Consider the following 21352-nt stretch of genomic DNA (forward strand, 5'->3'; position numbering starts at 1 on the left):
CTCCTTCCGTTCCATTGTTGTGAGTTGGCTGTGAGCCGACAATGCACTTCGCTTTCCGCCCCCGCGGAAAGCGAAGCCGGTCGTCGCCGCTCGGCGCGGGGGGCGTGATTGACTGAGAGCGGACGCGCGAATCAGTCGGCGCGTCATCGGGGAAGGGACGGCGGCGCGTGACGAGGGCGCGACAGGACCGGGTCATCGCGCTGCTCGCGCGCGACGGCGAGTGGGTCACCGCGGCGACACTCGCGGATGCCCTCGGTGTGACGCCGCGCAGCATCCGCAGCTACGTCACCGCCATCAACGCGCGCCTCGCGGATGTCGACCCGATCGAATCCGGTCCGTTCGGCTACCGGATCGATTCCGCGACGGTCGCGTCGCTGCACAACGTGGCCCCGGATGCCTCGACACCGCGTGATCGACTGCACGCGCTCGTGCGGGCGCTGCTCGACGCCGAAGACGGCATAGACGTCTACGCGACCGCGGCGGCTCTGTTCGTCAGTGAAGCGACGCTCGAGGGGGACCTGGCACGGGTTCGGGCTCTGCTCGCGGGCGCGGGGCTGACCCTCGAGCGGTCGGGGAGCATTCTGCGGCTGCGTGGTCCCGAAGAAGCCCAGCGGCGCCTGCTCAGCAGGCTCGTGCACGACGAAATGGATGCCGGATCCCTCGGAACACCTCTTCTGCGCCGTTCCCTGGCCGCGGAATACGTCGACCCGGACGCGCTCGCGGCGTTCAAGGACGACCTGGTGGGCGAGCTCGCGGCGCACGGCTTCTACATCAACGAGTACGCGATAACCGATGTGCTGCTGCACGTTGCGATCGCCGTGGACCGCACGCGGCGCCGTCGGGTGATCACGGATGCCCCGGACGAAGACGAGAGCCCCGGTATCGACTCGGGCGTGGCCGAGATCGTCGGGCGCCTCTCCGAGGATCGTTTCGGCGTCGAGCTCGGGCTCGCCGACCGCCGTCACCTCGCGACGCTGCTGCAGACGCGCGTCGTCGCGCCCGCGGACGAGGGCGGCGACCAGCGCGAGATGCTCGAGCCCGATGTCGAGTCCGCGGTGCGCGACGCGGTGAGTCGCGCCGTCGACGAGTTCGGGGTCGACCTCGACCACGAGGATTTCGTCCTGCGCCTCGCCCTGCACGTGCAGAACCTGCGGCATCGGTCCCGGGTTGGCGCCTGGTCGCGAAATCCTCTGACGCGGTCGATCAAGTCGAGCTATCCGATGATCTTCGAGGTCGCGGTGTTCCTCGCCCTGCAACTGCAGGAACGGCTCGCCCTCGAACTCCATGACGACGAACTCGCGTACATCGCGATGCACGTCGGTGGACGACTCGAACGCAGCAGGCGGGCGGATGCGATCGTGACGGCCACGATCGTCTGCCCGGGCTACTACGAACTGCACGAGCTGCTGCGATCGAGCGTCGACAGGTCTCTCGGCCGCGCGATCGAGGTCGTGACCGTGGACACGCGCGCGGACCCCGACTGGTCGGCGATCTCGACCGACCTGGTGCTGACGACGATCGCCCCGCCCGAGGCATCCGATCGCATCGTGCGCGTGCAGCCGTTCCTCACCGAGGGTGATGTCGACCGGGTCGCCGCCGCGGCGGCGCGCGTGCGGCGCGGGCGACGACTGGCCCGGCTGCGAGGCGAGCTCGAGCAGTACTTCGATGCCGCCGCGTTCGTGCGGGGCCTGGATTCGGCCGAATCGGAAGAGGCGATCATCCGGCGCCTCGGTGAGCCGCTCGTGCGCGCCTCGGTCATCGACGAGGACTACATCGAGCGCACGATCGAGCGCGAGAGGCTGTCGTCGACCGCTTTCACGGATTCGCTCGCCGTGCCGCACGCGCTGACGATGACGGCGACGCGCACGGCGATCTCGATCGCGGTATCGGAGCAGTCCGTGCCCTGGGGCGACTCCCGCGTGCATGTCGTGGCGCTCGTCGCGTTCAGCGAGGGCGATCGCGCCGCGTTCCAGACCGTGTTCGAACAGCTCGTCGAGGTGTTCTCGGAGCGCGAGAGCGTACAGCGGATCCTGCGTCGCGGCGTGACGTTCGCCGCCTTCCTGGACGAACTCGTCGCGGTCATCGACGGATGAAGGGCGACGGGCCGTCGCGTACAGTGGGCGCACGTGCCCCGGCGGGGTCCATCGAGTGCAGGGTTGCGGGAGGTGTCGTGGTCGAACGCGTCATCACCGTGACGGCCGCAGCGGGTCTGCATGCCCGTCCGGCCGCCGAGTTCGTGCGTCTCGCGAGCGCCCATGCGGGTGCCGTCGAGGTGCGAGCCGCGGGCCGTGCGCCGATCGACGGGGCAAGCATCCTGGGCATCATGACGCTCGACGTCGATCGGGGCGAATCCATCGTCGTCTCGGTCGCGGGGCCCGGCGGCGAGGCGCTGCTCGACCGTCTCGAGGCAGTCCTCGACCCGGCCTAGCGCCGGCCTGGCTCCGGCTCTCCTCTCGATGAGTCACGGTCTTGGGGCGTCGCATCCCCGTTGGGGCGCGAGAACCCGCGCCCCAACGGGGATCTGGCGCCCCGAGTCTTGTCGGCGACGACGGGGTGGCCACCGGCGCACAGAATCACGCGGCGCGAGGTCGTACGCGGAAAGAGGCCAGTCGACGGCTCAAGGCTCTCGCGGAAGCCAGATCTCGCATCGTCCAGCGCACCAGCGCCCATCCGGTCGTTGCACGGATCCAGTCCTCGCGATACTTCTCGTCGCGCAGCGCCTCTTCCGGTGTACGTCCTGCGAGAAATATGGGGTCACGGTATTTCGAGTCCCCGTCGAACTCGCCGAACACCCGGAGATCGTCGAATCCGAAATCGACGAAGTACTTCTTCCCGCGCGGTCCCGGAATCTCGATCTGCAGTCGAGGGGCGGCGAACCCGAGGTGGTGGAGGTAGAGCCGGCTGATGCTCTCGCCCGGTCGGTCGGCGCGCGGATCCGCGAATCGGATGTTGCGCGACGAAGCTGCCGAACCCGGTGCACGCGGGGGAAGGAACTCCAGCGCGAGCTGGCGGAAATCGGCGATGGCCGTGGCATTCGGTAGTGGACTGATGGTCCTGAGTGCTGCGTCGGCGGCGCTGATGGATGCCTCGGCGGTTTCGAACCGACCAAGATCGGCGATCGTCCGGGCCAGGGTCGTCACGCGCAGTCCGCCGATCTCCGTCACACCGGAGTCGACTGTGCCGCGATGGCGACTGATGTCCTCGGCGAGGTGATGTCGCGGAAGCGGCACGACCACGTGCGTCCGTTCATCCCGTGCGCGGAATACGGGCAGACCATGGATGGCCGCGGCTGTCGCGTGGGAGAAGACGGGTGCGGCGCCAGACGTCTCGGCCCAGCCTCGCGCTCGTACTATCCGTCTCTCCTCGGGCAACAGCCGCGACCAGTCCGCACCCTCGATGTACAGCCCGCGCCTGAGCCGGACGAGCTCGCCGGTGTTCAGGCGACGCTCGATCTGCCGAGAAGTCGCCCCCTCGCGGGTGAGTCTGCGCGCGGTCAGGAGGGGGACTGCGAACGGATCGATCATGCGCTGAGCTTGGTCGTGCGACGCGATCGACCGAACCCGCACAAGCGACATCCGTGGACGAAACGGCCATCACGGCGGCTGGGGAGGAACCTTGTCGCCGACCCGACCCGATGCGACGACCCCGGGCGACCGGTGCGACGACCCGATGCGACGACCCGATGCGAGCCGGGGCGCTGGACCCGACCCGATGCGACCCGGGCGACCGGGGCGCTGGACCCGACCCGATGCGACCCGGGCGACCGGGGCGCTGGACCCGACCCGATGCGACCCGGGCGACCGGGGCGCTGGACCCGACCCGATGCGACCCGGGGCGCTGGAATCTCGTCGGGGCGTGTCCTTCCGCGCCCCGCGGGGGCCCCGGCGCCCCATGTATCCCTGCACGGATCGGCTTGGGGCGTTGATGCGCCGCTGGGGCGTCGAAACCCGCGCCCCAAGGGGACGCTGACGCCCCAAGGAGACGCTGACGCCCCAGGATCGGATGTCGGGGCCTAGCGCAGCCCCGCCCGTTGAGCGAGCACCGCCCCGCCCGTTGAGCGAGCGCAGCCCCGCCCGTGGAGCGAGCGCAGCGAGCCGAAACGGGGCGTCAGTCCCGCAGCCGGGCGATGAGGGCCCGCGAGGCGTCCTCGAGCGCGGCGGTGCGCGCCGCGGCGTCGTCGGCGGAGTCGCCGCGAACGTCGATGTACACCTTGAGCTTCGGTTCCGTGCCGCTCGGGCGCACGATGAGCAGCGATCCGTCGTCGAGCCACAGCCGCACGACATCGCCCGGCGGAAGGGTCGCCGTGCCGTCCAGCAGGTCGTCGACGCGCGAGACATGGATGCCCGCGACGTCGGTCGGATGCTCCGCCCGCAGCCGCGCCATGATCCGACCGATGACGGCGATGTCATCGACCCGCATCGACACCTGCGCGCTCGCGAAGTGCCCGAACTGCGACGCCAGATCGTTCAACATCCCCCCGAGCGATGAACCCGACGCGCGCGCCTGGGTCGCGAGCTCGAGGACGGCGAGCGCCGCCGAGAGTCCGTCTTTGTCGCGGACCACGTCCGGATCGACGAGGTATCCGAGGGCTTCTTCGAAACCGAAGACCATCCCGGGCGAGCGCGAGATCCACTTGAATCCCGTGAGCGTCTCGTGGAAGTCCAGGCCGTAGTGGCCCGCGATCGCGGCCAGCCCGGGCGACGACACGAGCGAGCAGGCAAGGGACGAGCCCTCGGGCGCTCCCGCGGCGCGAGCCCGACGAGCCGCACGCCAACCGAGCAGCAGGCCGACGTCGTTGCCGCTCAGGCGCCGCCACCCATCCGGGCCGTCCGGGATCGCGACGGCCAGCCGGTCGGCGTCGGGGTCGTTCGCCAGGATCAGCTCGGCATCCGCCGCGGTGGCCGCCGCGATCGCGAGATCCATCGCGCCCGGTTCTTCCGGGTTCGGGAATGCGACGGTCGGGAAGTCCGGGTCGGGCTGGATCTGCGCATCCACGGTGATCGGTGCCGGGTACCCCGCCGCAGCGAGCAGGCGATCGAGCGTTTCGTGCCCGACCCCGTGCATCGCGGTGTATACCCAGCGCAGGTCTTCGGTTCCCGCGGGAGCGGGAGCGGGAGCGGTGGCCGCGGTCTCGGCGACATAGGCGTCGACGAGGTCCTCGCCCGCGATCTCGAACCCGAGCGAGCGCGGTATGCGCGACACGGGGGTGTCGGACGCGACCTCGTCGATCCGCGCCGCGATCCGCGCATCCGCCGGGGACACGATCTGCGCCCCACCGTCCTCGCCGCCGAGGTAGACCTTGTAGCCGTTGTCGCGTGGCGGGTTGTGGCTCGCCGTCACCATCACCCCGGCATCGGCCCCGAGGTGCCGCACGGCGAACGCCAGCACCGGCGTGGGCAGCATCCGGGGGAGCAGGATGGCGCGCAGGCCCGCGCCCGCGAAGATCTCGGCCGAGTCACGCGCGAACACCGCGGAGTTCTTACGTCCGTCGTACCCGATCACGATCGTTGCCGTGTCGTCCGTGCCCGTCGTGTCCGCTACGCGATCGCGGACGAACGCCGCGAGGCCCGCGGCGGTCTGGGCGACCAGCACCCGATTCATCCGGTTGCTGCCCGCTCCGAGCTCGCCGCGCAGACCCGCCGTCCCGAATGCCAGGCGGGTGTCGAAGCGGTCGTGCAGTTCAGCGGATGCCTCGGCGTCGCGGTCCTCGGCGCGCTCCACGAGCGCGGCCAGCTCGGCGCGGGTTTCGGGGTCGGGGTCCTGGGCGAGCCACGCGTGCGCGGCCTCGAGCGTCGGGTCCGCCGCCGATGCGGCGTCCGACTCCGTTGCGATGATCTCGGTCATAGTTCGCCGATCACGCGGGCCAGCAGCGACGAGATGACGGGCTCGGCCTCACGGCCGGCCTCGATGACCTCTTCGTGGCTGAGCGGGGTCTTCTGGATGCCGGCGGCCAGGTTCGTGACGAGCGAGAACCCGAGCACCTCCATGCCCGCCTGCCGGGCGGCGATCGACTCGAGCGCGGTCGACATGCCCACGAGATGCCCGCCGATGGTCTTCGCCATCTGCACCTCGGCGGGGGTCTCGTAATGCGGGCCCCGGAACTGGCAGTACACGCCCTCGTCGAGGCTCGGGTCGACGGTGCGGGCGATGTCGCGCAGGCGAGACGAATACAGGTCGGTCAGGTCGATGAACGTCGCGCCCTCGAGCGGCGAGTCCGCGGTGAGGTTGATGTGGTCGCTGATCAGCACGGGCTGGCCCGGTGTCCAGGTCTCGCGGATTCCGCCCGCGCCGTTGGTCAGCACCATGGTGCGGGCCCCCGTCGCGGCGGCGGTACGGACGCTGTGGACCACGCGGCGGACCCCGTGACCCTCGTAGTAATGCGTGCGCGCGCCGATCACCAGCACGTGCTTGCCGCCCGGGGTGCGGACGCTGCGGAGGGTTCCGGCGTGCCCCTCGAGCGCGGGCTTGCTGAATCCCGTGACCTCGGTCGCCGGGATGGAAGCGACGGTCTCGCCGATGAGTTCGGCTGCTCGACCCCAGCCCGACCCCAGGGTCAGGGCGATGTCGTGACTCTCGACACCGGTCAGCCGCGCGATGTCGGCGGCCGCGTCGGCCGCGATCGCGAACGGGTCCGCTGCGGGGTCGTCGAGGGGGTGCGGGGTATGCGTTGACATCCCCCCACTCTAGGAAGCTCGGGCCCGGTCGGCCACACGCGACGCGAGAGAGACCGGCTCGCCTGGCAGGAGGCGCGTTGTCGCGTCGCGGGAGGCGGCGGCCGCGGCCAGGCGAGCCGGCCTCTCGTCCGTGTCGTCGGGCATGAGGTGGCGGATGACACAATGGGGACCATGTCCGGTGAGTTCGAACGTACGCAGAGAATCGCAATCATCGGCGGCGGGCCCGGTGGCTACGAGGCGGCGCTCGCCGGCGTCCAGCTCGGAGCCGAGGTCACGCTCGTCGAGCGCGCGGGCGTCGGTGGTTCGGCGGTCATCACGGATGTCGTGCCTTCGAAGACCCTGATCGCCACCGCCGACGCGGCCAAGGCGATCTCCGAGGCATCCGATCTCGGCGTTCAATTCTTCGCGCGGAACTCGGACGGCAAGCCCAGCCGCCCCGAAGTGGCGATCAATCTCGCGGCGGTCAACAAGCGCCTGCTCTCCCTCGCACGCCAGCAGTCCGAGGACATGCGTCAGACGCTGCTCGACGCGGGCGTACGCATCATCTCGGGTCACGGCCGACTGGAGGGTGTGGGTGCCGTCGTCGTCTCGACCGGACCCGGTGGCACCGACTTCGATCGCGTCGAGGCCGACACGCTGGTCATCTCGGTCGGCGCCTCGCCGCGTGAGTTGCCGAGCGCAAAGCCCGACGGTGAGCGCATCCTGACGTGGACTCAGCTCTACGACATGCCCACTCTCCCCGAGCATCTGATCGTCGTCGGGTCGGGTGTCACCGGTGCCGAGTTCGCCTCGGCGTACATGAATCTCGGTGCCAAGGTCACGCTCGTCTCGAGCCGCGACCAGGTTCTGCCCGGCGAGGACGCCGATGCCGCGGCCGTGCTCGAGAAGGTGTTCCGCCGCGGCGGCATGACCCTGCTCTCGAAGGCGCGCGCCGACTCGGTCGTCCGCGAGGGTGATGGTGTGGTCGTGACGCTCGCCGATGGGCGCCGCGTCGAGGGCAGCCACTGTCTGATGGCGGTCGGGTCGATCCCGAACACCGCCGGGCTCGGCCTCGAAGAGGCCGGGGTGCAGATGACGTCGTCGGGCAACATCCGCGTCAACCGCGTTTCGCGCACGTCCGTCCCGAACATCTACGCCGCGGGGGACTGCACGACGTTCGTGCCGCTGGCCTCGGTGGCCTCCATGCAGGGCCGCACGGCCGTGTTCCACGCGCTGGGCGACATCGTGATCCCGATCGAGCGTCGCCGGATCGCGGCGAACATCTTCACGGCCCCCGAGATCGCGACGGTCGGATGGTCCGAGCAGGACATCCTCGACGGCAAGATCGAGGGCGTCGTGCACAAGCTGCCGCTCGCGGCCAACCCGCGCGCGAAGATGATGGGCATCACGGACGGCTTCGTGAAGCTCATGGCCCGTCGGGGTTCGGGGACGGTGCTCGGCGGCGTGATCGTCGGGCCCAAGGCATCCGAACTCATCTACCCGATCGCGGTGGCGGTGGATCGTCGACTGAGCGTCGACCAGCTCTCGCGCGCCTTCGCGGTGTACCCGTCGCTCGCGAGCAGCATCACCGACCTGGCGCGCTCGATGCACGTCGTCGACCGCGGACCGGACGACGAGGGCTGAGCCCTCGCGGCAGCGGAGCGCGCCGGCTCAGCTGATGGTGAGCAGCTGGTGACCGGCCGAGACCGTCGTTCCCGGGTTCGCGTCGATCCCGCCGACCACGCCGTCCTTGTGCGCCTGGATGGGCTGCTCCATCTTCATCGCCTCGAGCACGACGACCAGGTCGCCCTTGACGACCAGCTGCCCGTCCTCGACCGCGAGCTTGACGATGGTCGCCTGCATGGGGGCCTTGACGGCGTCACCGGATGCTCCGGAGAGCACGGTCTTCGCGTGATCGCGGCGTGAGGGCGGCACGGCGACCGGGCGTCCGGCAGTTGTCGAGGACGACACGATCCGGTCGGGCAGGCTGACCTCGAGGCGCTTGCCCGCGACCTCGACGACGACCGTGTGGCGTGCCTCGGGGGGCGTCGGATCGCTCAGTTCGCCATCCCACGGCGCGATGTCGTTGGCGAACTCCGTCTCGATCCACCGGGTGTAGACGCCGAAGTTGCCGTCCTCGGCCGTGAAGGCGGGGTCGCGGACGACCTTGCGGTGGAAGGGCAGCACGGTGGGCAGACCCGCGACCTCGAACTCGTCGAGCGCGCGGCGGGCCCGGCTGAGCGCCTCGGCGCGGTCGCGACCGGTGACGATGATCTTCGCCAGCAGCGAGTCGAATGCGCCGCTCACAGTGTCGCCCGCGGTCACGCCGGAGTCGAGGCGGATGCCGGGGCCGCCGAACGTCTTGAAGACGTGGATCGGACCGGGCTGCGGCAGGAACCCGCGGCCCGGGTCTTCGCCGTTGATGCGGAACTCGATCGAGTGACCGGTGACCTCGGGGTCGCCGGCCTCGAGCAGACCACCCGCGGCGATCCGGAACTGCTCGCGCACGAGGTCGACGCCCGTGACCTCTTCCGAGACCGGGTGCTCGACCTGGAGGCGGGTGTTGACCTCGAGGAACGAGATGGTGCCGTCCGCGCCGATCAGGAACTCGCAGGTTCCGGCGCCGACGTAGCCGACCTCGCGCAGGATGGCCTTGGACGACTCGTAGAGCGTGCGCGTCTGCTCCGGCGTGAGGAAGGGCGCGGGCGCCTCTTCGACGAGCTTCTGGTGGCGGCGCTGCAGCGAGCAGTCGCGTGTCGAGACGACGACGACATTGCCCGCGGAATCCGCGAGGCACTGGGTCTCGACGTGACGGGGCTTGTCGAGGTACTTCTCCACGAAGCACTCGCCGCGGCCGAACGCGGTCACGGCCTCGCGGGTCGCGGACTCGAAGAGTTCGGCGATCTCATCGAACTCGCGGGCCACCTTCAGCCCGCGCCCGCCGCCGCCGTACGCGGCCTTGATCGCAACGGGAAGCCCGACCTCGCGAGCGAAGGCGATGACCTCGTCGGCGTTCGAGACGGGGCCCGGAGTGCCGGGCGCCAGGGGGGCGCCGACGCGCTCGGCAACGTGACGCGCGGTGACCTTGTCTCCGAGGGCGTCGATCGCCTCGGGCGGCGGGCCGATCCAGACGAGGCCCGCGTCGATGACGGCGCGGGCGAAGCCGGAGTTCTCGGCGAGGAAGCCGTAGCCCGGATGCACGGCGTCGGCGCCCGAGCGGCGCGCGATGGACAGGATCTTCTCGATGGAGAGATACGTGTCGGCGCTCGTCGTGCCCTCGAGGGCGTAGGACTCGTCGGCCAGGCGCGAGTGCAGCGCGTCACGATCCTGATCGGCGTACACCGCGACGGAACCGAGTCCGCTGTCGCGGGTGGCTCGGATGATACGGACAGCGATCTCGCCACGATTGGCGATGAGGACTTTGCCGAATTCGGGCATGGTCGCCAGCCTACCGACGCTCCGGCCCCGGGATTTGACAGGTACCGACAAGAAGCCGCCGGGAACGTGGGCGAACGTCTACAACACCCTCCAGAGGCTCGTCCATTCCACGCCCAGTTCGCGAGCCAGGCGGCGCAGAGTGGGAAGCGACATCCCCACCACGGTCGACGGGTCGCCCTCGATCCGCGTGATGAACGCGGCGCCGAGGCTGTCGATCGTGAACGCCCCCGCGACATGCAGGGGTTCGCCGGTGGCGACATAGGCCGCGATCTCGGCGTCCGCCACGTCATCGGCGAACGTCACCGAGGCGTAGGCGACGGCGTGCGCCTCTCGGGGCTCGAGTCCCGGGCCGACGCGGAAGACGCTGTGGCCCGAGTGCAGCACGCCCGTCTTCCCGCGCATCGCGTGCCACCGGGCGGTCGCGTTCTCGGCGGTGTACGGCTTGCCGAGGATCTCGCCCGCCAACTCGAACATCGAGTCGCCGCCGATCACGAGCCCATCGAAGTCCGGGTCGTCCCGGGCGACCCGCGCCGCGACATCCGCAGCCTTCCGTCGTGCCAACAGGAGGACGTGCTCGTCGGGCGAGAGCGTGCGGGCCTGCGCCGTCTCGACGGCGCGGATGACCTCGTCTTCGTCGACGTCGGGCGCCATCGTCAGGGGTTCGATACCCGCCTGGCGCAGCAGCATCAGACGGGCGGGAGAGGTCGAGGCGAGGCAGACGCGCATGCTCCCACGCTAGCGAGCGGCGCGACCGGGTATTCACCCGACTGTGAAATGCTCGGGACGTGGATACCGCCCAGACAGTCGACCTCGAGATCACCGGAGTCGCGCACGGCGGCATCTTCGTCGCCCGCCACGAGGGCCGCGTGATCTTCGTCCCCGACGCGATTCCGGGCGAGCGGGTGCGAGCTCGCATCACGGATGACTCGCGCCCCGCGTTCTGGCGTGCCGAGGCCCTCGAGGTGCTCGAACCTGCCGAGACCCGACGTCCGCACATCTGGGCCGAGGCCGACATCGCCCGGCCGCCGCACGTGCGCCCGGGCGGCGCGGACTTCGGGCACATCCGCCTCGATGCCCAGCGTGAGCTCAAAGCACGCGTGCTGCGCGAGGCGTTCGAACGCTTCGCCCACCTGCCGATCGACGTGACCGTCGAGCCCGCGGGCGCCGACGAGAGCACGGACGGCACGGGCTGGCGCACGCGCCTGAGCCTGCATGTCGGCCCGGACGGCACGGTCGGGCCCTTCGCGGCGCGCTCGCACGACATCGTCCCCGTCTCGTCGCACCCCCTCGCGGCGCCCGCGCTGGCCGAAGCCGCGCTCGGCCTCGGCACCCGGGGCGGCGATCGGGTCGATCTCGTGCTGCCCGCAGACGGACAGGTGCGTGTCATCGAGCGGACGGATGCCTCGGGCCCGCGCCGTGGTCAGCGTGGCGGTGCCCGCCGGGGCGCCGATGCTGCCGACCGCGAGGTCGTCGTCGAGACCGTACGGGGGCGAACGTTCCGCGTCGACGCCGGCGGGTTCTGGCAGGTGCATCGGCTCGCCGCGACGACGCTTGCGGACGCGGTCACGAAGGCTCTCGCGAGTACGGGATTCGATCCGGATGCCCCGAACCTCGACCTGTACGGCGGAGTCGGCCTGTTCGCGGCCGTCCTCGGCGAGGCCGGCGGGCCCGCGACGCGCGTCGCGACGGTCGAATCCGCGTCCCGGGCTACCCACCACGCGGCGCGCAACCTGCGTGAGTGGGGCAACGCCGAGGCGATCACGGCGCGCGTCGACCGTTTTCTCGCGGCCGAAGTGGCCGAGCTGGCCGAGGCATCCGCTCCTCACGCATATCGTGACGCCACGGTCCTGCTGGATCCGCCGCGTGCCGGGGCGGGTGCCGGTGTGGTCCGTGCGATCGCGGCGCTGGCGCCACGGACCACGATCTATGTCGCGTGCGACCCGGTGGCGCTCGCGCGCGACACCGCCACGTTCCTGACCGAGGGGTACGCGTTGCGTGATCTGCGGGCCCTGGACCTCTTCCCCAACTCGCACCATGTCGAGGCCGTTGCGGTCTTCGAACGCGACGCGCACCGCGCTGCCGCGGGTTCGGCAGGCTCGCGCAGCTAGGCTGTCCCCATGACGCGGGTTGCCCTGATCGACGATCACGAATCGGTACGCCTGGGGCTGGAAGCGGCCCTCGATCGTGCGGGCAAGGAACTCGTCTTCTCGGGTGCCACTGTCGCCCAGTATCTGGGGTGGCGTGCTGGCTCGCGCTCGGCCCCGGCGGACGTCGTGGTGCTGGATCTGACGCTCGGCGACGGCACGACCGCGACCAGCAACGTGAGCCGCCTCGTGTCCGACGGTTCGAGCGTCATCATCCACTCGGTTGCCGATCGCCCGGCAGCCGTCCGCGAGGCGCTCATGGCCGGAGCCGCGGGCGTCGTCAGCAAGAGTTCCCCGATCGGTGACGTCATCTCCGCGATCCGGACCGTGGCGGCGGGCGAGCACCTCGACAACGTGGAGTGGGCGAGCGCCGTCGACGGTGACCGTGCGTTCGCCGATGCGCAGCTCTCGGCGCGCGAACGCGAGGTCTTGCGTCTGTACGCGGCCGGATTGCCGCTGAAGGTCGTGGCCGACCGATTGGGTGTCGCCTATTCGACGGCGAAGGAGAACATCACCCGGGTCCGCGTCAAGTACGTCGAGGTGGGCAGGCCCGCACCGACGAAGGTCGACCTGTTGCGTCGAGCGATGGAGGACGGAATCGTCGAGCAGGCGTCGGAAGATCCGTCCGGTGGCTCCTGAGGTCGATGTCGTGAACGCCGCACCGGAGCCGGCGGCTGCGTGGGACCGGGCATGGGGTCAGATCCCGCAGGGCCGATTGGCTTCCGCCTGGCAGGGAACCTTCACCCGTCGGCGCATCGAACGCATCGCTGCGATCGCCGCGGCGGTGGGATGCTTCGTGCTGGGAATCCAGGCGTTCTTCATCGCCCTCGGAAACAACGCGGGGCTGCGACCCGGGTGGACCGTTCCGCTTCTGACGATCGTCTTCGGCTCTCTCGTCATCATGTGCGGCGCCTGCTTCTTCCGTGCGACGGCCCGGGTCGCCACCGGCGCTTTCGCCGTCATCTACATCGTGATGCTGGCCATTTGGCCGCTGGCCACGGCCGGGGCCGTGCCCGCCGCGACGCCGGAGCCGTGGCCGTGGTACCTGATCAACGTCGCGACGATCGCTGCGGTCATCGCGTTCCCCTTCCCCCTCCAACTGGCGTGGACGATCGCCACGCCCGTGCTGTACGGGATCGTGCGCGTCGTCCAGGGCGGCTTCCAGTTCGAGTATCTGCTCGCCGCGGTCTTCGAAGTGCCCTACTCCCTGATCCTGGGCGGCCTGCTGATGACGCTCGTGACGATCTTCCGGCGCATGGCCTCTGGCGTCGACCGCGAACGTGCGCGCACCGTTGCGGCATACGCGCAGGCCGCCGAGGCGCAGGCTGCCCAAGAGGAGCGGGTCGCCGTCTCGGCGCTCATGCACGACAGCGTGCTCGCGGCCCTGATCGCGGCGGAACGCGCCGACGGCCCGCGCGCTCGGTCGCTCGCCATGTCCATGGCGCGTGAGGCGCTCGAGGGGCTCGCCGACACCGGCACCCCGAGCGGCGGGATCGACCCGCAACCGGCGACGATGAAGTCTCTCGCCCGTGGCATCCAGGCATCCCTCGCCGACCTCGGCTTGCGACTGCAGGTCCGCGTCGAGGCGACGGATGACGAGCCGACGATACCGGGCACGATTGCCGCAGCGATGATCCGCGCGGCGACCCAGGCCGCCGCCAACGCGATCCAGCACGCCGACGGCGTCGGACTCGAGGCGATCGTGCGTCGGCCGGTCGACCTTCCGCGCGAGCCCGTGCTCGGCACGGACGCTCCGCGATCCATCGACGGAGAGTCGGGCGAGGATGCCTATGCGCCGTCCGACGTCGCCGATGACTTGCCCCGCCTGGCTGCGGTCGAGGTCGTGGTGTCGGACAAGGGGCCGGGATTCGATATCGACGCCGTACCCGACGATCGCCTCGGGATCAGCGCATCCATCCTCGCGCGCATAGCGGCGATCGATGGAGAGGCCGTCATCGATTCCGGACCGCACGGTACCGTCGTGACGCTCCGGTGGCGTGAGGTGCGTCGATGACCGTTCGTACCGTGCTCGCGGCCCTCGCGCTCGCCTTCGCCATCTACCAGGCGGCGCGTGGCCTGCTGTGGACTGTCTGGCCCCAGAATCCGGGCCTCCTGCTCGCCGCGGTCATCATCTACCTCGCGGCGACGGTCGTGACGATCTTCGCCGTACCTCGTCCGCTCGCAGGGTCCGATTCGCCTCGCGAACCGATGCCCCTCTGGGCTGCGCTCGTCGCGGCCGGCACCGTCGTGATCATCCCCTCGATGACCGGCTTCGCGGTGGCAGACGCCGACGGCATCGCCCGCACGGCGACCTACGCAACGTGGTACGTCGGGGGCGGCGGCGCGCTGATGGTCGTGCTGATGGTGCGGCGCAGGACGTGGATCGCCTGGGCAGGCACGGTCGTGCTCTCGATCGGCGCCATGATCTGGATGGGTCCGGTTCAGGCGCTGAGCCAGGGGCTCGTGGGCTCTATCGTCTGGGTCGGTGTCGCGCACCTGTTGGTCTTCTTGATCGATCGTGCCGAGCGCGACGCGGATCAGCTCGCGGAGCTGCAGGCCGTCACGTCCGCGTGGGAGGCCGCGCAAGAGGGGCGTGAGCGCGAGCGGCGTGTGCAACTTCAGCGCGCTCTGGCCGTCGGCGGCCCGGTTCTGGCCCGCGTGATCGCGATGCACGGTCTGCTCAGCGAGGCCGAGCGTCGCGAGGCCGGGATGGCCGAGGCGCGTCTGCGGGACGAGCTTCGCGGCCCACGCCTGCTCGACGATCGCGTGCGAGCCGAGATCGACGCGGCGCGCCGCCGAGGTGCGCAGGTGAGTGTGTTCGACGAGGGTGGCCTCGAGGGTGTGTCCGACGACGACCTGAGCCAGATCCGCGCCGAGCTGGCCGAGGCGCTGCGTGACTCGCAGTCGAACAGGATCATCATCCGAACGTCGCCGGACGACAGCGTCGCGGTCACCGTGGTCGGTCGACTCGTGGTCGAGCAGACCGACGAAGACTCGGTCGACCTCTGGCGCGAGATCCGGCACCCCGGTCGCTGATCGAACTCGTCCGCAGATGAGAGGAGAGGGGCGGCGAAGTCGCCCGCCCCTCTCCGTTGCGGAACGATTACCCGAAAATCGTCCGCGGAGCCGCTGTCCCGAGAATCGGGGGTCGCGGCCATACGCATGAGCGTGTCACGCATATTCAGTATGCGGTGGCCGAAAGATCCATGTCTGTAGGTACTTTGGGGGACAGTTTTGCCGGTTTTCCAGGGTTTTCGACGCGGGTCAGCCCGACCGTCCCCAGGGGAGTCCGCGCTCGAGCGGGGGGCGCAGGGCGCGGGCGCTGCGTGCCCAGGCCGACATCGCCGAGTCGTCTTCGGCGACCACGGCATCCGCCTCTCGGACGTACGCCTCGGTCACGACGGCGAGCAGCGCCGCGAGCTCCTGCTCGTCGGCCGCACCGCGCAGAACCTCGACCGATACGGGCTCGGATGTGCTCACAGCGGGATGTTCCCGTGCTTCTTCGGCGGCAGGCTCGCACGCTTGGTGCGGAGCGACCGCAACGCCTTGGCGACCATCACGCGTGTGGATGCCGGCTCGATGATGCTGTCGAGCTCGCCGCGCTCAGCTGCGAGGAAGGGGGACGCCACGTTGTACGTGTATTCGTTGGCGAGGCGCGTACGAACCGCCGCGACATCCTCGCCCGCCTCCTCCGCGCGCTTGATCTCGCCGCGATACAGGATGTTCACCGCGCCCTGGCCGCCCATGACGGCGATCTCGGCACTCGGCCAGGCGAAGTTCATGTCGGCGCCGAGCTGCTTCGAGCCCATGACGATGTATGCGCCGCCGTACGCCTTGCGCAGGATCACGGTCACCAGCGGGACGGTGGCTTCGGCGTAGGCATAGAGCAGCTTCGCGCCGCGACGGATGACTCCGGTCCACTCCTGGTCGGTTCCCGGGAGGTAGCCGGGCACGTCGACCAGCGTCAGGATCGGGATCGAGAAGGCGTCGCAGAATCGCACGAAGCGGCTGGCCTTCTCACCCGCGTCGATGTTCAGCGTGCCGGCCATCTGGGAGGGCTGGTTCGCGATGATCCCGACCGAACGACCCTCGATGCGCCCGAACCCGATGACGATGTTCGGGGCGAAGAGGGGCTGGACCTCGAGGAAGTCGCCGCCGTCGACGACGCGCGCGATCACCTGGTGGATGTCGTAGGGCTGATTGGGCGAGTCGGGGATGACCGTGTTGAGGGCGCGATCGCCGTCGGTCGTCTCCCACTCGAACCCCGACTCGTACACCGGGACGTCCGTCATGTTGTTGTCGGGCAGGAAGCCGAGGAGAGTCCGCGCGTAGTCGATCGCGTCGTCCTCGTCCTCGGCGAGGTAGTGGGCGACGCCGCTGCGCGTGTTGTGGGTGTACGCGCCGCCGAGCTCGTCCATCCCCACGTCTTCGCCCGTGACGGTCTTGATCACGTCGGGTCCGGTCACGAACATCTGGCTGGTCTTGTCGACCATGATCACGAAGTCGGTGAGTGCGGGGGAATAGACCGCGCCGCCCGCCGCGGGGCCCATGATGAGCGAGATCTGCGGGATGACACCCGAGGCTGCGGTGTTGAGGCGGAAGATCTCGCCGTACTTGCCGAGGGCGACGACACCTTCCTGGATGCGCGCGCCGCCCGAGTCGAGGATGCCGATGATTGGCATGCCACCGCGCAGGGCCAGCTGCATCACTTTGATGATCTTGTCGCCCGCGACCTCGCCGAGCGATCCGCCGAAGGTCGAGAAGTCCTGGGCGTAGACGGCCACCGTGCGGCCGTGGATCGTGCCGGTGCCGGTGACCACCGAATCGCCGTAGGGGCGCGCCTTGTCCATGCCGAACGCTGTCGTGCGGTGTCGCACGTACTCGTCGATCTCGACGAAGCTGCCCGTGTCGACGAGCAACTCGACGCGCTCGCGGGCGGTCAGCTTGCCTTTCGCGTGCTGCTTCTCGCGCGCGACGAGCTCGGCACAGACCACCGCTTCGTCGTAGCGGGCGCGCAGATCCGCGATCTTGCCGGCGGTGGACAGGTCGGGCTCATGACTCACGCGAATCACTCTATCCGGGCACCCCGCGCTCGAACGGTTGACGGTCTCGCACAACGACCCGCGACATCCGTTGTGGATTCTGTCTTGCGCGGTCTGGGCAATTCCTCCCGCGCCCGAGCCTGACCCCCGCTCCTTGCCCTCGGCCCGGCCTCACTCGAGGACTTCGGCTTGAGACGAGGAGCGCTTGGCTTGAACTTTCCTCTCCCCGCCCCGAAGCCCTCATGCGATGTGCAGGTTCTGAGCGACAGCGGCGAGAATCTGGCGCTCAACGAGTGGCCACCGATCCATGATCTCGACGTAATCGAAGCGCAGGACGGTGAACCCCGCGAGGCGTAGTCTCCGATCGTGCGCGATATCGGCGCGGCGCTGCGCTGCTTGGTGATACGCGAATCCGTCCAGCTGGATGACGAGTCGTTGCCCGATGAGGAGATCGACATCATGACCCAGCAGCGGAACCTGTTGCCGGGCCAGGATGCCGAGCCTCGCGAGCCGATGAACGACGAGTGTCTCGAGTCCGGAGTCGGACGCGCCACCGGCTTCTGATGCGAGTGCTCGCGCGGCACGCGTCGTCCACTCAACCGCCTGCAGATGCGCGACGGTAACAAGGCGCTTGTTGATGGCTGACTCCCAGATCGCCAGCGCGTCCAGGTGCGGCAGGCAGGTCGCCACGCGGGCGAGGACATTCTCGATGGCATCCAATGGCGACCTGGGGAACGCGTTCACCGGACCGATATTGCGATGGGCCACGAAGCGCGACACATCTCGCCCGGCATGCGGGTGGACCGCCAGGTGCACACGGTCGGGTGGACGCGGAACCCAAAGCCCGAGCATCCGTGCTGCGGATACGCACGTCAGACGCGCGCTGGCGCTCATCGCGGCCAGCAGTTCGTTGTCGACGCCCGGAACGTGCAGCCATTGTCGAGCGGTGACGAGGACGAGCGCCGAGCGCAACGCCTGTTCGATGCGGTAGCGCGTCCATCCCGCCTCGATTGCGTCAGCGCGGTGCGCCCACCCACCGCGCGCCCTGAGCCATGACGGAAGATCCATGCCGACATCGTTGCGCTCGCGCCGGGCTGTGATTGCCCCGCGGATGCGAACGGGGGACGATCGACGTTCCGTCGCGACGGGGGAGGGAGCGTGGGCCACTCCACAGGGGAGTCGATCGGCGCGTGCGCGAAGGAGTTCGGGGTGAGAGGAGGGCTCTCGAGCTGCGATGCTCCTCGCGCCGCCCGGAAGTCCTCCGGCCGCGCCGCGTCCTCTGGGCGCCTAGCCTGAAACCATGACCCTGCACGCAGAGAACTTCCGACGGGCGGCCACGGTCGCCACGCGTTTCGCCATCGCAGAGCGAACGGGTTCCACGAACGCCGATCTCGTGCGCGACCACGCACTCGACGCGTCCGCCTGGCCGCACCTCTCGGTTCTCGTCACGGACGACCAGACCGACGGACGTGGCCGGTTGGGCCGGGTGTGGTCGGCGCCGCCCGGATCCGCGCTCGCGGTCTCGGTCGTGCTCGATGTGGGAGATCTGCGCCCGGCCGACCGGGGGTGGGTGCCGCTCCTCGCGGGTGCCGCGCTCACACGCGCCGTCGCGGCACAGCTCACGGCGCTCCTCGGCCCCACGCACACGGTGAGGATGAAGTGGCCGAACGATGTGCTGGTCGACGGCCGGAAGATCAGCGGCATCCTCGCCGAGGTCGTCCCGGGGATCCCGGACACCATCGTGGTCGGTGCGGGCATCAACACGGCGATGACGGCCGAGCAGCTACCGGTGCCCACCGCGACGTCGTTCGCGACCCTCGGGGTCAGCATCACGCCGGATCTCGTCGACACGGTGCTCGCCGACTACCTCGCCGCTCTCGGTGAGCTCATGGGTGCGCTTCTGCTCGAGGACGGAGACGCCGTGCGCGCCGGCGTCCACGCCGAGGTCGAGGCGCTCTGCGGGACGATCGGGAGCGCCGTCCGCGTCCATCTGCCGGACGGGTCCGAACTCGTCGGCGAGGCGCTCCGGCTCGGACCGCACGGCGAGCTGGTCGTCCGCAACGGGCCGGACGAGACATCCGTCGTCGCGGGTGACGTCGTGCACGTCCGCTGACGAAGCGCACGGCACCGCGTGGGATGCGTCCGCCCGTGCTCGCGACCGGCAGAATGAGCGCATGACCCAGCCGACGACCTACGGCAATCGCCTGCCGGCGCCGCCGCCCGGGATCGCCGCACCCGAGCGCCTGGTCGCGCGCACGCGGGGGAGCGCGCGCCGGTTGGGCTGGTCGGCGTTGGTCCTGGTGGCCGTAGCGGGGGCCACGGGTTGGTTCTACGACAACCTCCCCGCGCCGTTCGAGAACTGGATGCTGCTCGCGGCCGCCGGAGTCGTCGTCGTGCTGCTCGCGGTGTTGCCGTGGATCGTCTGGCTGAGTCGGACGTACACGATCACGACGCGTCGAGTCATCGCGCGCCGGGGCATCGTCTCCCGCCGCGCACGTGAGCTCTCGCACGCGCGTGGCTACACGATCGGCCTGCGCCGCGGACCGATCCAACGGATGTGGCGGGCCGGCACCATCACCTTGAGCAACGGGGTGGACGAGCCGCTGCGCCTCGTCAACGTGCCCGATGTCGTGCTGCTACAAGAGGTGCTCGCCGACCAGATCGAGGTCAGTCAGATCCTGGCGCATCGCGATGCCCAGGGCATGGCGATCGACGAATCGGCGGCCCCGCCCCGCCCGCCTCTTCCCGCCTGAACGGCCAGCGGGGCCCTGTCGCGTGACGCGGTCCGTCCGGTGACAGGATGGAAGCGCACGTCGAGCCATCCTCGAGGGGGAACCATGACATACCGCGTCGGAGTCGTCGGCGGTGGGCAGCTGGCACGCATGATGATCGCCCCGGCGGTCGAGCTGGGGGTCGAGATCCGCGTTCTGGCCGAGGCGGAGGGGATGTCTGCGGCCCTCGCCGCGACAGCGGTCGGCGACTACCACGACGCCGACACGGTGCTGGCATTCGCGCGGGAGGTCGACGTCATCACGTTCGACCACGAACACGTTCCGCAGTCGGCGCTGCGCGCGCTCGTCGATGCCGGTGTCGCGGTGCACCCGGGTCCCGATGCGCTGCAGTTCGCCCAGGACAAGATCCTCATGCGAACGCGGCTGGCCGAGCTCGCGGTTCCGCAGCCCGACTGGGCCGCGGTATCGGACGCCGACGGGCTGCAGGAATTCGTCGACGCACACGGAGGCCGCGCCGTCGTTAAGACCCCGCGCGGTGGATACGACGGCAAGGGCGTGCGTGTCGTGAATCACGGCACGGAGGCCGCCGACTGGTTCGCCGCGCTCGCCGAGGATGCACACGGCGGACGACTTCTCGTCGAAGAGCTCGTGGACTTCCGGCGCGAGCTGGCGCAGCAGATCGCTCGAAGCCCCCGCGGTGAGATCGTCGCGTACCCCGTGGTCGAGACGATCCAGCGCGACGGGGTGTGCTCCGAGGTCCTCGCCCCCGCACCGGGCGCGGGTGGGCGGCTGGAAGATGTCGCGAGCGCGATGGCCGGCGACATCGCGGAGGGGCTCGGCGTGACGGGCATGCTCGCCGTGGAACTCTTCGAGACGACGGATGAGCGCCTGCTGGTGAACGAACTCGCCATGCGGCCGCACAACAGCGGTCACTGGTCCCAGGATGGCGCGCTCACCAGCCAGTTCGAACAGCACCTGCGCGCGGTCCTCGATCTGCCGCTCGGCTTGACCGCGCCGCACTCCCCGTGGACCGTCATGGTCAATGTCCTCGGCGGACCCGCCGAGGGCGGTCTGGCCGAGAGGGTTCCCGCGGCGATGGCGGCGCATCCGGGCGCGAAGATCCACCTGTACGGCAAGGATCCGCGCCCCGGACGCAAGGTCGGTCACGTGAACGTCGCGGGCGACGAGCTCGACGAGGTCGCCTACGAGGCCCGCGCCGCGGCAGCACACTTCGCTTGAGCGCGCGGCGCAGTTCGCTTGAGCGCGCGGCGCAGTTCGACTGAGCGCGCGGCGCAACGGCATTCTTGCAGGAGCGGGGCCTAGCCTGGTCGGGTGACCCGGCC

18 protein-coding genes are annotated in these 21352 nt (G+C 70.0%); 10 read left to right on the forward strand and 8 right to left on the reverse strand.

The genetic code is table 11. From position 1 onward, the window contains the following. Nucleotides 1–167: 167 nt before the first annotated feature. Nucleotides 168–2093, forward strand: a complete 1926-nt coding sequence (locus tag CGU35_RS03240) for a BglG family transcription antiterminator (protein WP_198519505.1) — start codon at nucleotides 168–170, stop codon at nucleotides 2091–2093. 77 nt (nucleotides 2094–2170) lie between these two features. After that, complete coding sequence (locus tag CGU35_RS03245; protein WP_100810192.1) at nucleotides 2171–2428, forward strand: HPr family phosphocarrier protein; 258 nt, start codon at nucleotides 2171–2173, stop codon at nucleotides 2426–2428. Nucleotides 2429–2573: 145 nt separating this feature from the next. On the opposite strand, the gene CGU35_RS03250 is transcribed toward CGU35_RS03245, so the two are convergent. The 3 genes from CGU35_RS03250 to CGU35_RS03260 form a co-directional block, all read right to left on the reverse strand. Next, a complete protein-coding gene (locus CGU35_RS03250) occupies nucleotides 2574–3524 on the reverse strand; it encodes a hypothetical protein (RefSeq protein ID WP_146048044.1) in 951 nt (316 codons plus the stop codon). 583 nt (nucleotides 3525–4107) lie between these two features. Then, nucleotides 4108–5844, reverse strand: coding sequence for a phospho-sugar mutase (locus CGU35_RS03255; protein WP_100810194.1), 1737 nt, complete (start codon nucleotides 5842–5844; stop codon nucleotides 4108–4110). Continuing rightward, on the reverse strand, nucleotides 5841–6674 hold the full coding sequence (locus CGU35_RS03260; protein WP_100810195.1) for a purine-nucleoside phosphorylase: 834 nt from the start codon (nucleotides 6672–6674) through the stop codon (nucleotides 5841–5843). Before CGU35_RS03260 ends, CGU35_RS03255 begins: the two co-directional genes overlap by 4 nt. A 171-nt stretch (nucleotides 6675–6845) precedes the next feature. On the opposite strand from CGU35_RS03260, the gene CGU35_RS03265 reads away from it, so the two are divergent. Continuing rightward, nucleotides 6846–8297 (forward strand): NAD(P)H-quinone dehydrogenase, encoded by a 1452-nt coding sequence (locus CGU35_RS03265; RefSeq protein WP_100810352.1) that lies wholly within the window; start codon nucleotides 6846–6848, stop codon nucleotides 8295–8297. A gap of 27 nt (nucleotides 8298–8324) precedes the next feature. On the opposite strand, the gene CGU35_RS03270 is transcribed toward CGU35_RS03265, so the two are convergent. Next, nucleotides 8325–10091 carry an acetyl/propionyl/methylcrotonyl-CoA carboxylase subunit alpha gene (locus CGU35_RS03270; RefSeq protein WP_100810196.1) on the reverse strand — a complete coding sequence of 589 codons (1767 nt, stop codon included), beginning with the start codon at nucleotides 10089–10091 and terminating at the stop codon, nucleotides 8325–8327. A gap of 78 nt (nucleotides 10092–10169) precedes the next feature. Beyond that, entirely contained in the window at nucleotides 10170–10817 is a 648-nt protein-coding gene (locus CGU35_RS03275) for a Maf family protein (RefSeq protein WP_100810197.1), read from the reverse strand. Nucleotides 10818–10876: 59 nt separating this feature from the next. Between CGU35_RS03275 and CGU35_RS03280 the strand changes: the two genes are divergently transcribed. Genes CGU35_RS03280 through CGU35_RS03295 form a run of 4 tightly spaced genes read left to right on the forward strand, consistent with a single transcriptional unit; the run spans nucleotide 10877 to nucleotide 15271 of the window. Further along, entirely contained in the window at nucleotides 10877–12199 is a 1323-nt protein-coding gene (locus CGU35_RS03280) for a class I SAM-dependent RNA methyltransferase (protein ID WP_100810198.1), read from the forward strand. A gap of 9 nt (nucleotides 12200–12208) precedes the next feature. Next, entirely contained in the window at nucleotides 12209–12874 is a 666-nt protein-coding gene (locus CGU35_RS03285) for a response regulator transcription factor (RefSeq protein WP_100810199.1), read from the forward strand. Further along, nucleotides 12864–14249 (forward strand): ATP-binding protein, encoded by a 1386-nt coding sequence (locus tag CGU35_RS03290; RefSeq protein ID WP_100810200.1) that lies wholly within the window; start codon nucleotides 12864–12866, stop codon nucleotides 14247–14249. Before CGU35_RS03285 ends, CGU35_RS03290 begins: the two co-directional genes overlap by 11 nt. Continuing rightward, on the forward strand, nucleotides 14246–15271 hold the full coding sequence (locus tag CGU35_RS03295) for a hypothetical protein (RefSeq protein ID WP_100810201.1): 1026 nt from the start codon (nucleotides 14246–14248) through the stop codon (nucleotides 15269–15271). The genes CGU35_RS03290 and CGU35_RS03295 overlap by 4 nt, the downstream gene beginning before the upstream one ends. Before the next feature lie 228 nt (nucleotides 15272–15499). Here the strand turns inward: CGU35_RS03295 and CGU35_RS03300 are convergent, their stop codons facing one another. The 3 genes from CGU35_RS03300 to CGU35_RS03310 all read right to left on the reverse strand — a co-directional run bounded on the left by CGU35_RS03300 (nucleotide 15500) and on the right by CGU35_RS03310 (nucleotide 18345). Next, nucleotides 15500–15715 (reverse strand): acyl-CoA carboxylase subunit epsilon, encoded by a 216-nt coding sequence (locus tag CGU35_RS03300; RefSeq protein WP_100810202.1) that lies wholly within the window; start codon nucleotides 15713–15715, stop codon nucleotides 15500–15502. Continuing rightward, a complete protein-coding gene (locus CGU35_RS03305; protein WP_198519506.1) occupies nucleotides 15712–17298 on the reverse strand; it encodes an acyl-CoA carboxylase subunit beta in 1587 nt (528 codons plus the stop codon). The genes CGU35_RS03300 and CGU35_RS03305 overlap by 4 nt, the downstream gene beginning before the upstream one ends. A gap of 219 nt (nucleotides 17299–17517) precedes the next feature. After that, nucleotides 17518–18345, reverse strand: a complete 828-nt coding sequence (locus CGU35_RS03310) for an endonuclease domain-containing protein (RefSeq protein ID WP_100810204.1) — start codon at nucleotides 18343–18345, stop codon at nucleotides 17518–17520. A 232-nt stretch (nucleotides 18346–18577) separates the two neighbouring features. On the opposite strand from CGU35_RS03310, the gene CGU35_RS03315 reads away from it, so the two are divergent. From CGU35_RS03315 to CGU35_RS03325, 3 genes are all read left to right on the forward strand, one after another. Continuing rightward, entirely contained in the window at nucleotides 18578–19390 is an 813-nt protein-coding gene (locus CGU35_RS03315) for a biotin--[acetyl-CoA-carboxylase] ligase (RefSeq protein WP_100810205.1), read from the forward strand. 61 nt (nucleotides 19391–19451) lie between these two features. After that, the gene (locus tag CGU35_RS03320; RefSeq protein WP_100810353.1) at nucleotides 19452–20030 is read left to right on the forward strand and encodes a PH domain-containing protein; all 579 of its coding nucleotides are present in this window, start codon (nucleotides 19452–19454) and stop codon (nucleotides 20028–20030) included. A gap of 84 nt (nucleotides 20031–20114) precedes the next feature. Then, nucleotides 20115–21248, forward strand: a complete 1134-nt coding sequence (locus CGU35_RS03325) for a 5-(carboxyamino)imidazole ribonucleotide synthase (RefSeq protein WP_100810206.1) — start codon at nucleotides 20115–20117, stop codon at nucleotides 21246–21248. The last annotated feature ends 104 nt before the right edge of the window (nucleotides 21249–21352 follow it).

Source organism: Microbacterium sp. BR1 (assembly GCF_002812725.1).
In the GTDB taxonomy this organism is placed as follows: Bacteria; Actinomycetota; Actinomycetes; order Actinomycetales; family Microbacteriaceae; genus Microbacterium.

Coding starts and splice junctions, on each gene's coding strand:
- CGU35_RS03265 (WP_100810352.1), top strand. CDS start 6,846: ATGTCCGGTGAGTTCGAACGTACGCAGAGAATCGCAATCATCGGCGGC.
- CGU35_RS03315 (WP_100810205.1), top strand. CDS start 18,578: ATGACCCTGCACGCAGAGAACTTCCGACGGGCGGCCACGGTCGCCACG.
- CGU35_RS03285 (WP_100810199.1), top strand. CDS start 12,209: ATGACGCGGGTTGCCCTGATCGACGATCACGAATCGGTACGCCTGGGG.
- CGU35_RS03260 (WP_100810195.1), bottom strand. CDS start 6,674: ATGTCAACGCATACCCCGCACCCCCTCGACGACCCCGCAGCGGACCCG.
- CGU35_RS03325 (WP_100810206.1), top strand. CDS start 20,115: ATGACATACCGCGTCGGAGTCGTCGGCGGTGGGCAGCTGGCACGCATG.
- CGU35_RS03275 (WP_100810197.1), bottom strand. CDS start 10,817: ATGCGCGTCTGCCTCGCCTCGACCTCTCCCGCCCGTCTGATGCTGCTG.
- CGU35_RS03310 (WP_100810204.1), bottom strand. CDS start 18,345: ATGGATCTTCCGTCATGGCTCAGGGCGCGCGGTGGGTGGGCGCACCGC.
- CGU35_RS03255 (WP_100810194.1), bottom strand. CDS start 5,844: ATGACCGAGATCATCGCAACGGAGTCGGACGCCGCATCGGCGGCGGAC.
- CGU35_RS03295 (WP_100810201.1), top strand. CDS start 14,246: ATGACCGTTCGTACCGTGCTCGCGGCCCTCGCGCTCGCCTTCGCCATC.
- CGU35_RS03320 (WP_100810353.1), top strand. CDS start 19,452: ATGACCCAGCCGACGACCTACGGCAATCGCCTGCCGGCGCCGCCGCCC.
- CGU35_RS03250 (WP_146048044.1), bottom strand. CDS start 3,524: ATGATCGATCCGTTCGCAGTCCCCCTCCTGACCGCGCGCAGACTCACC.
- CGU35_RS03270 (WP_100810196.1), bottom strand. CDS start 10,091: ATGCCCGAATTCGGCAAAGTCCTCATCGCCAATCGTGGCGAGATCGCT.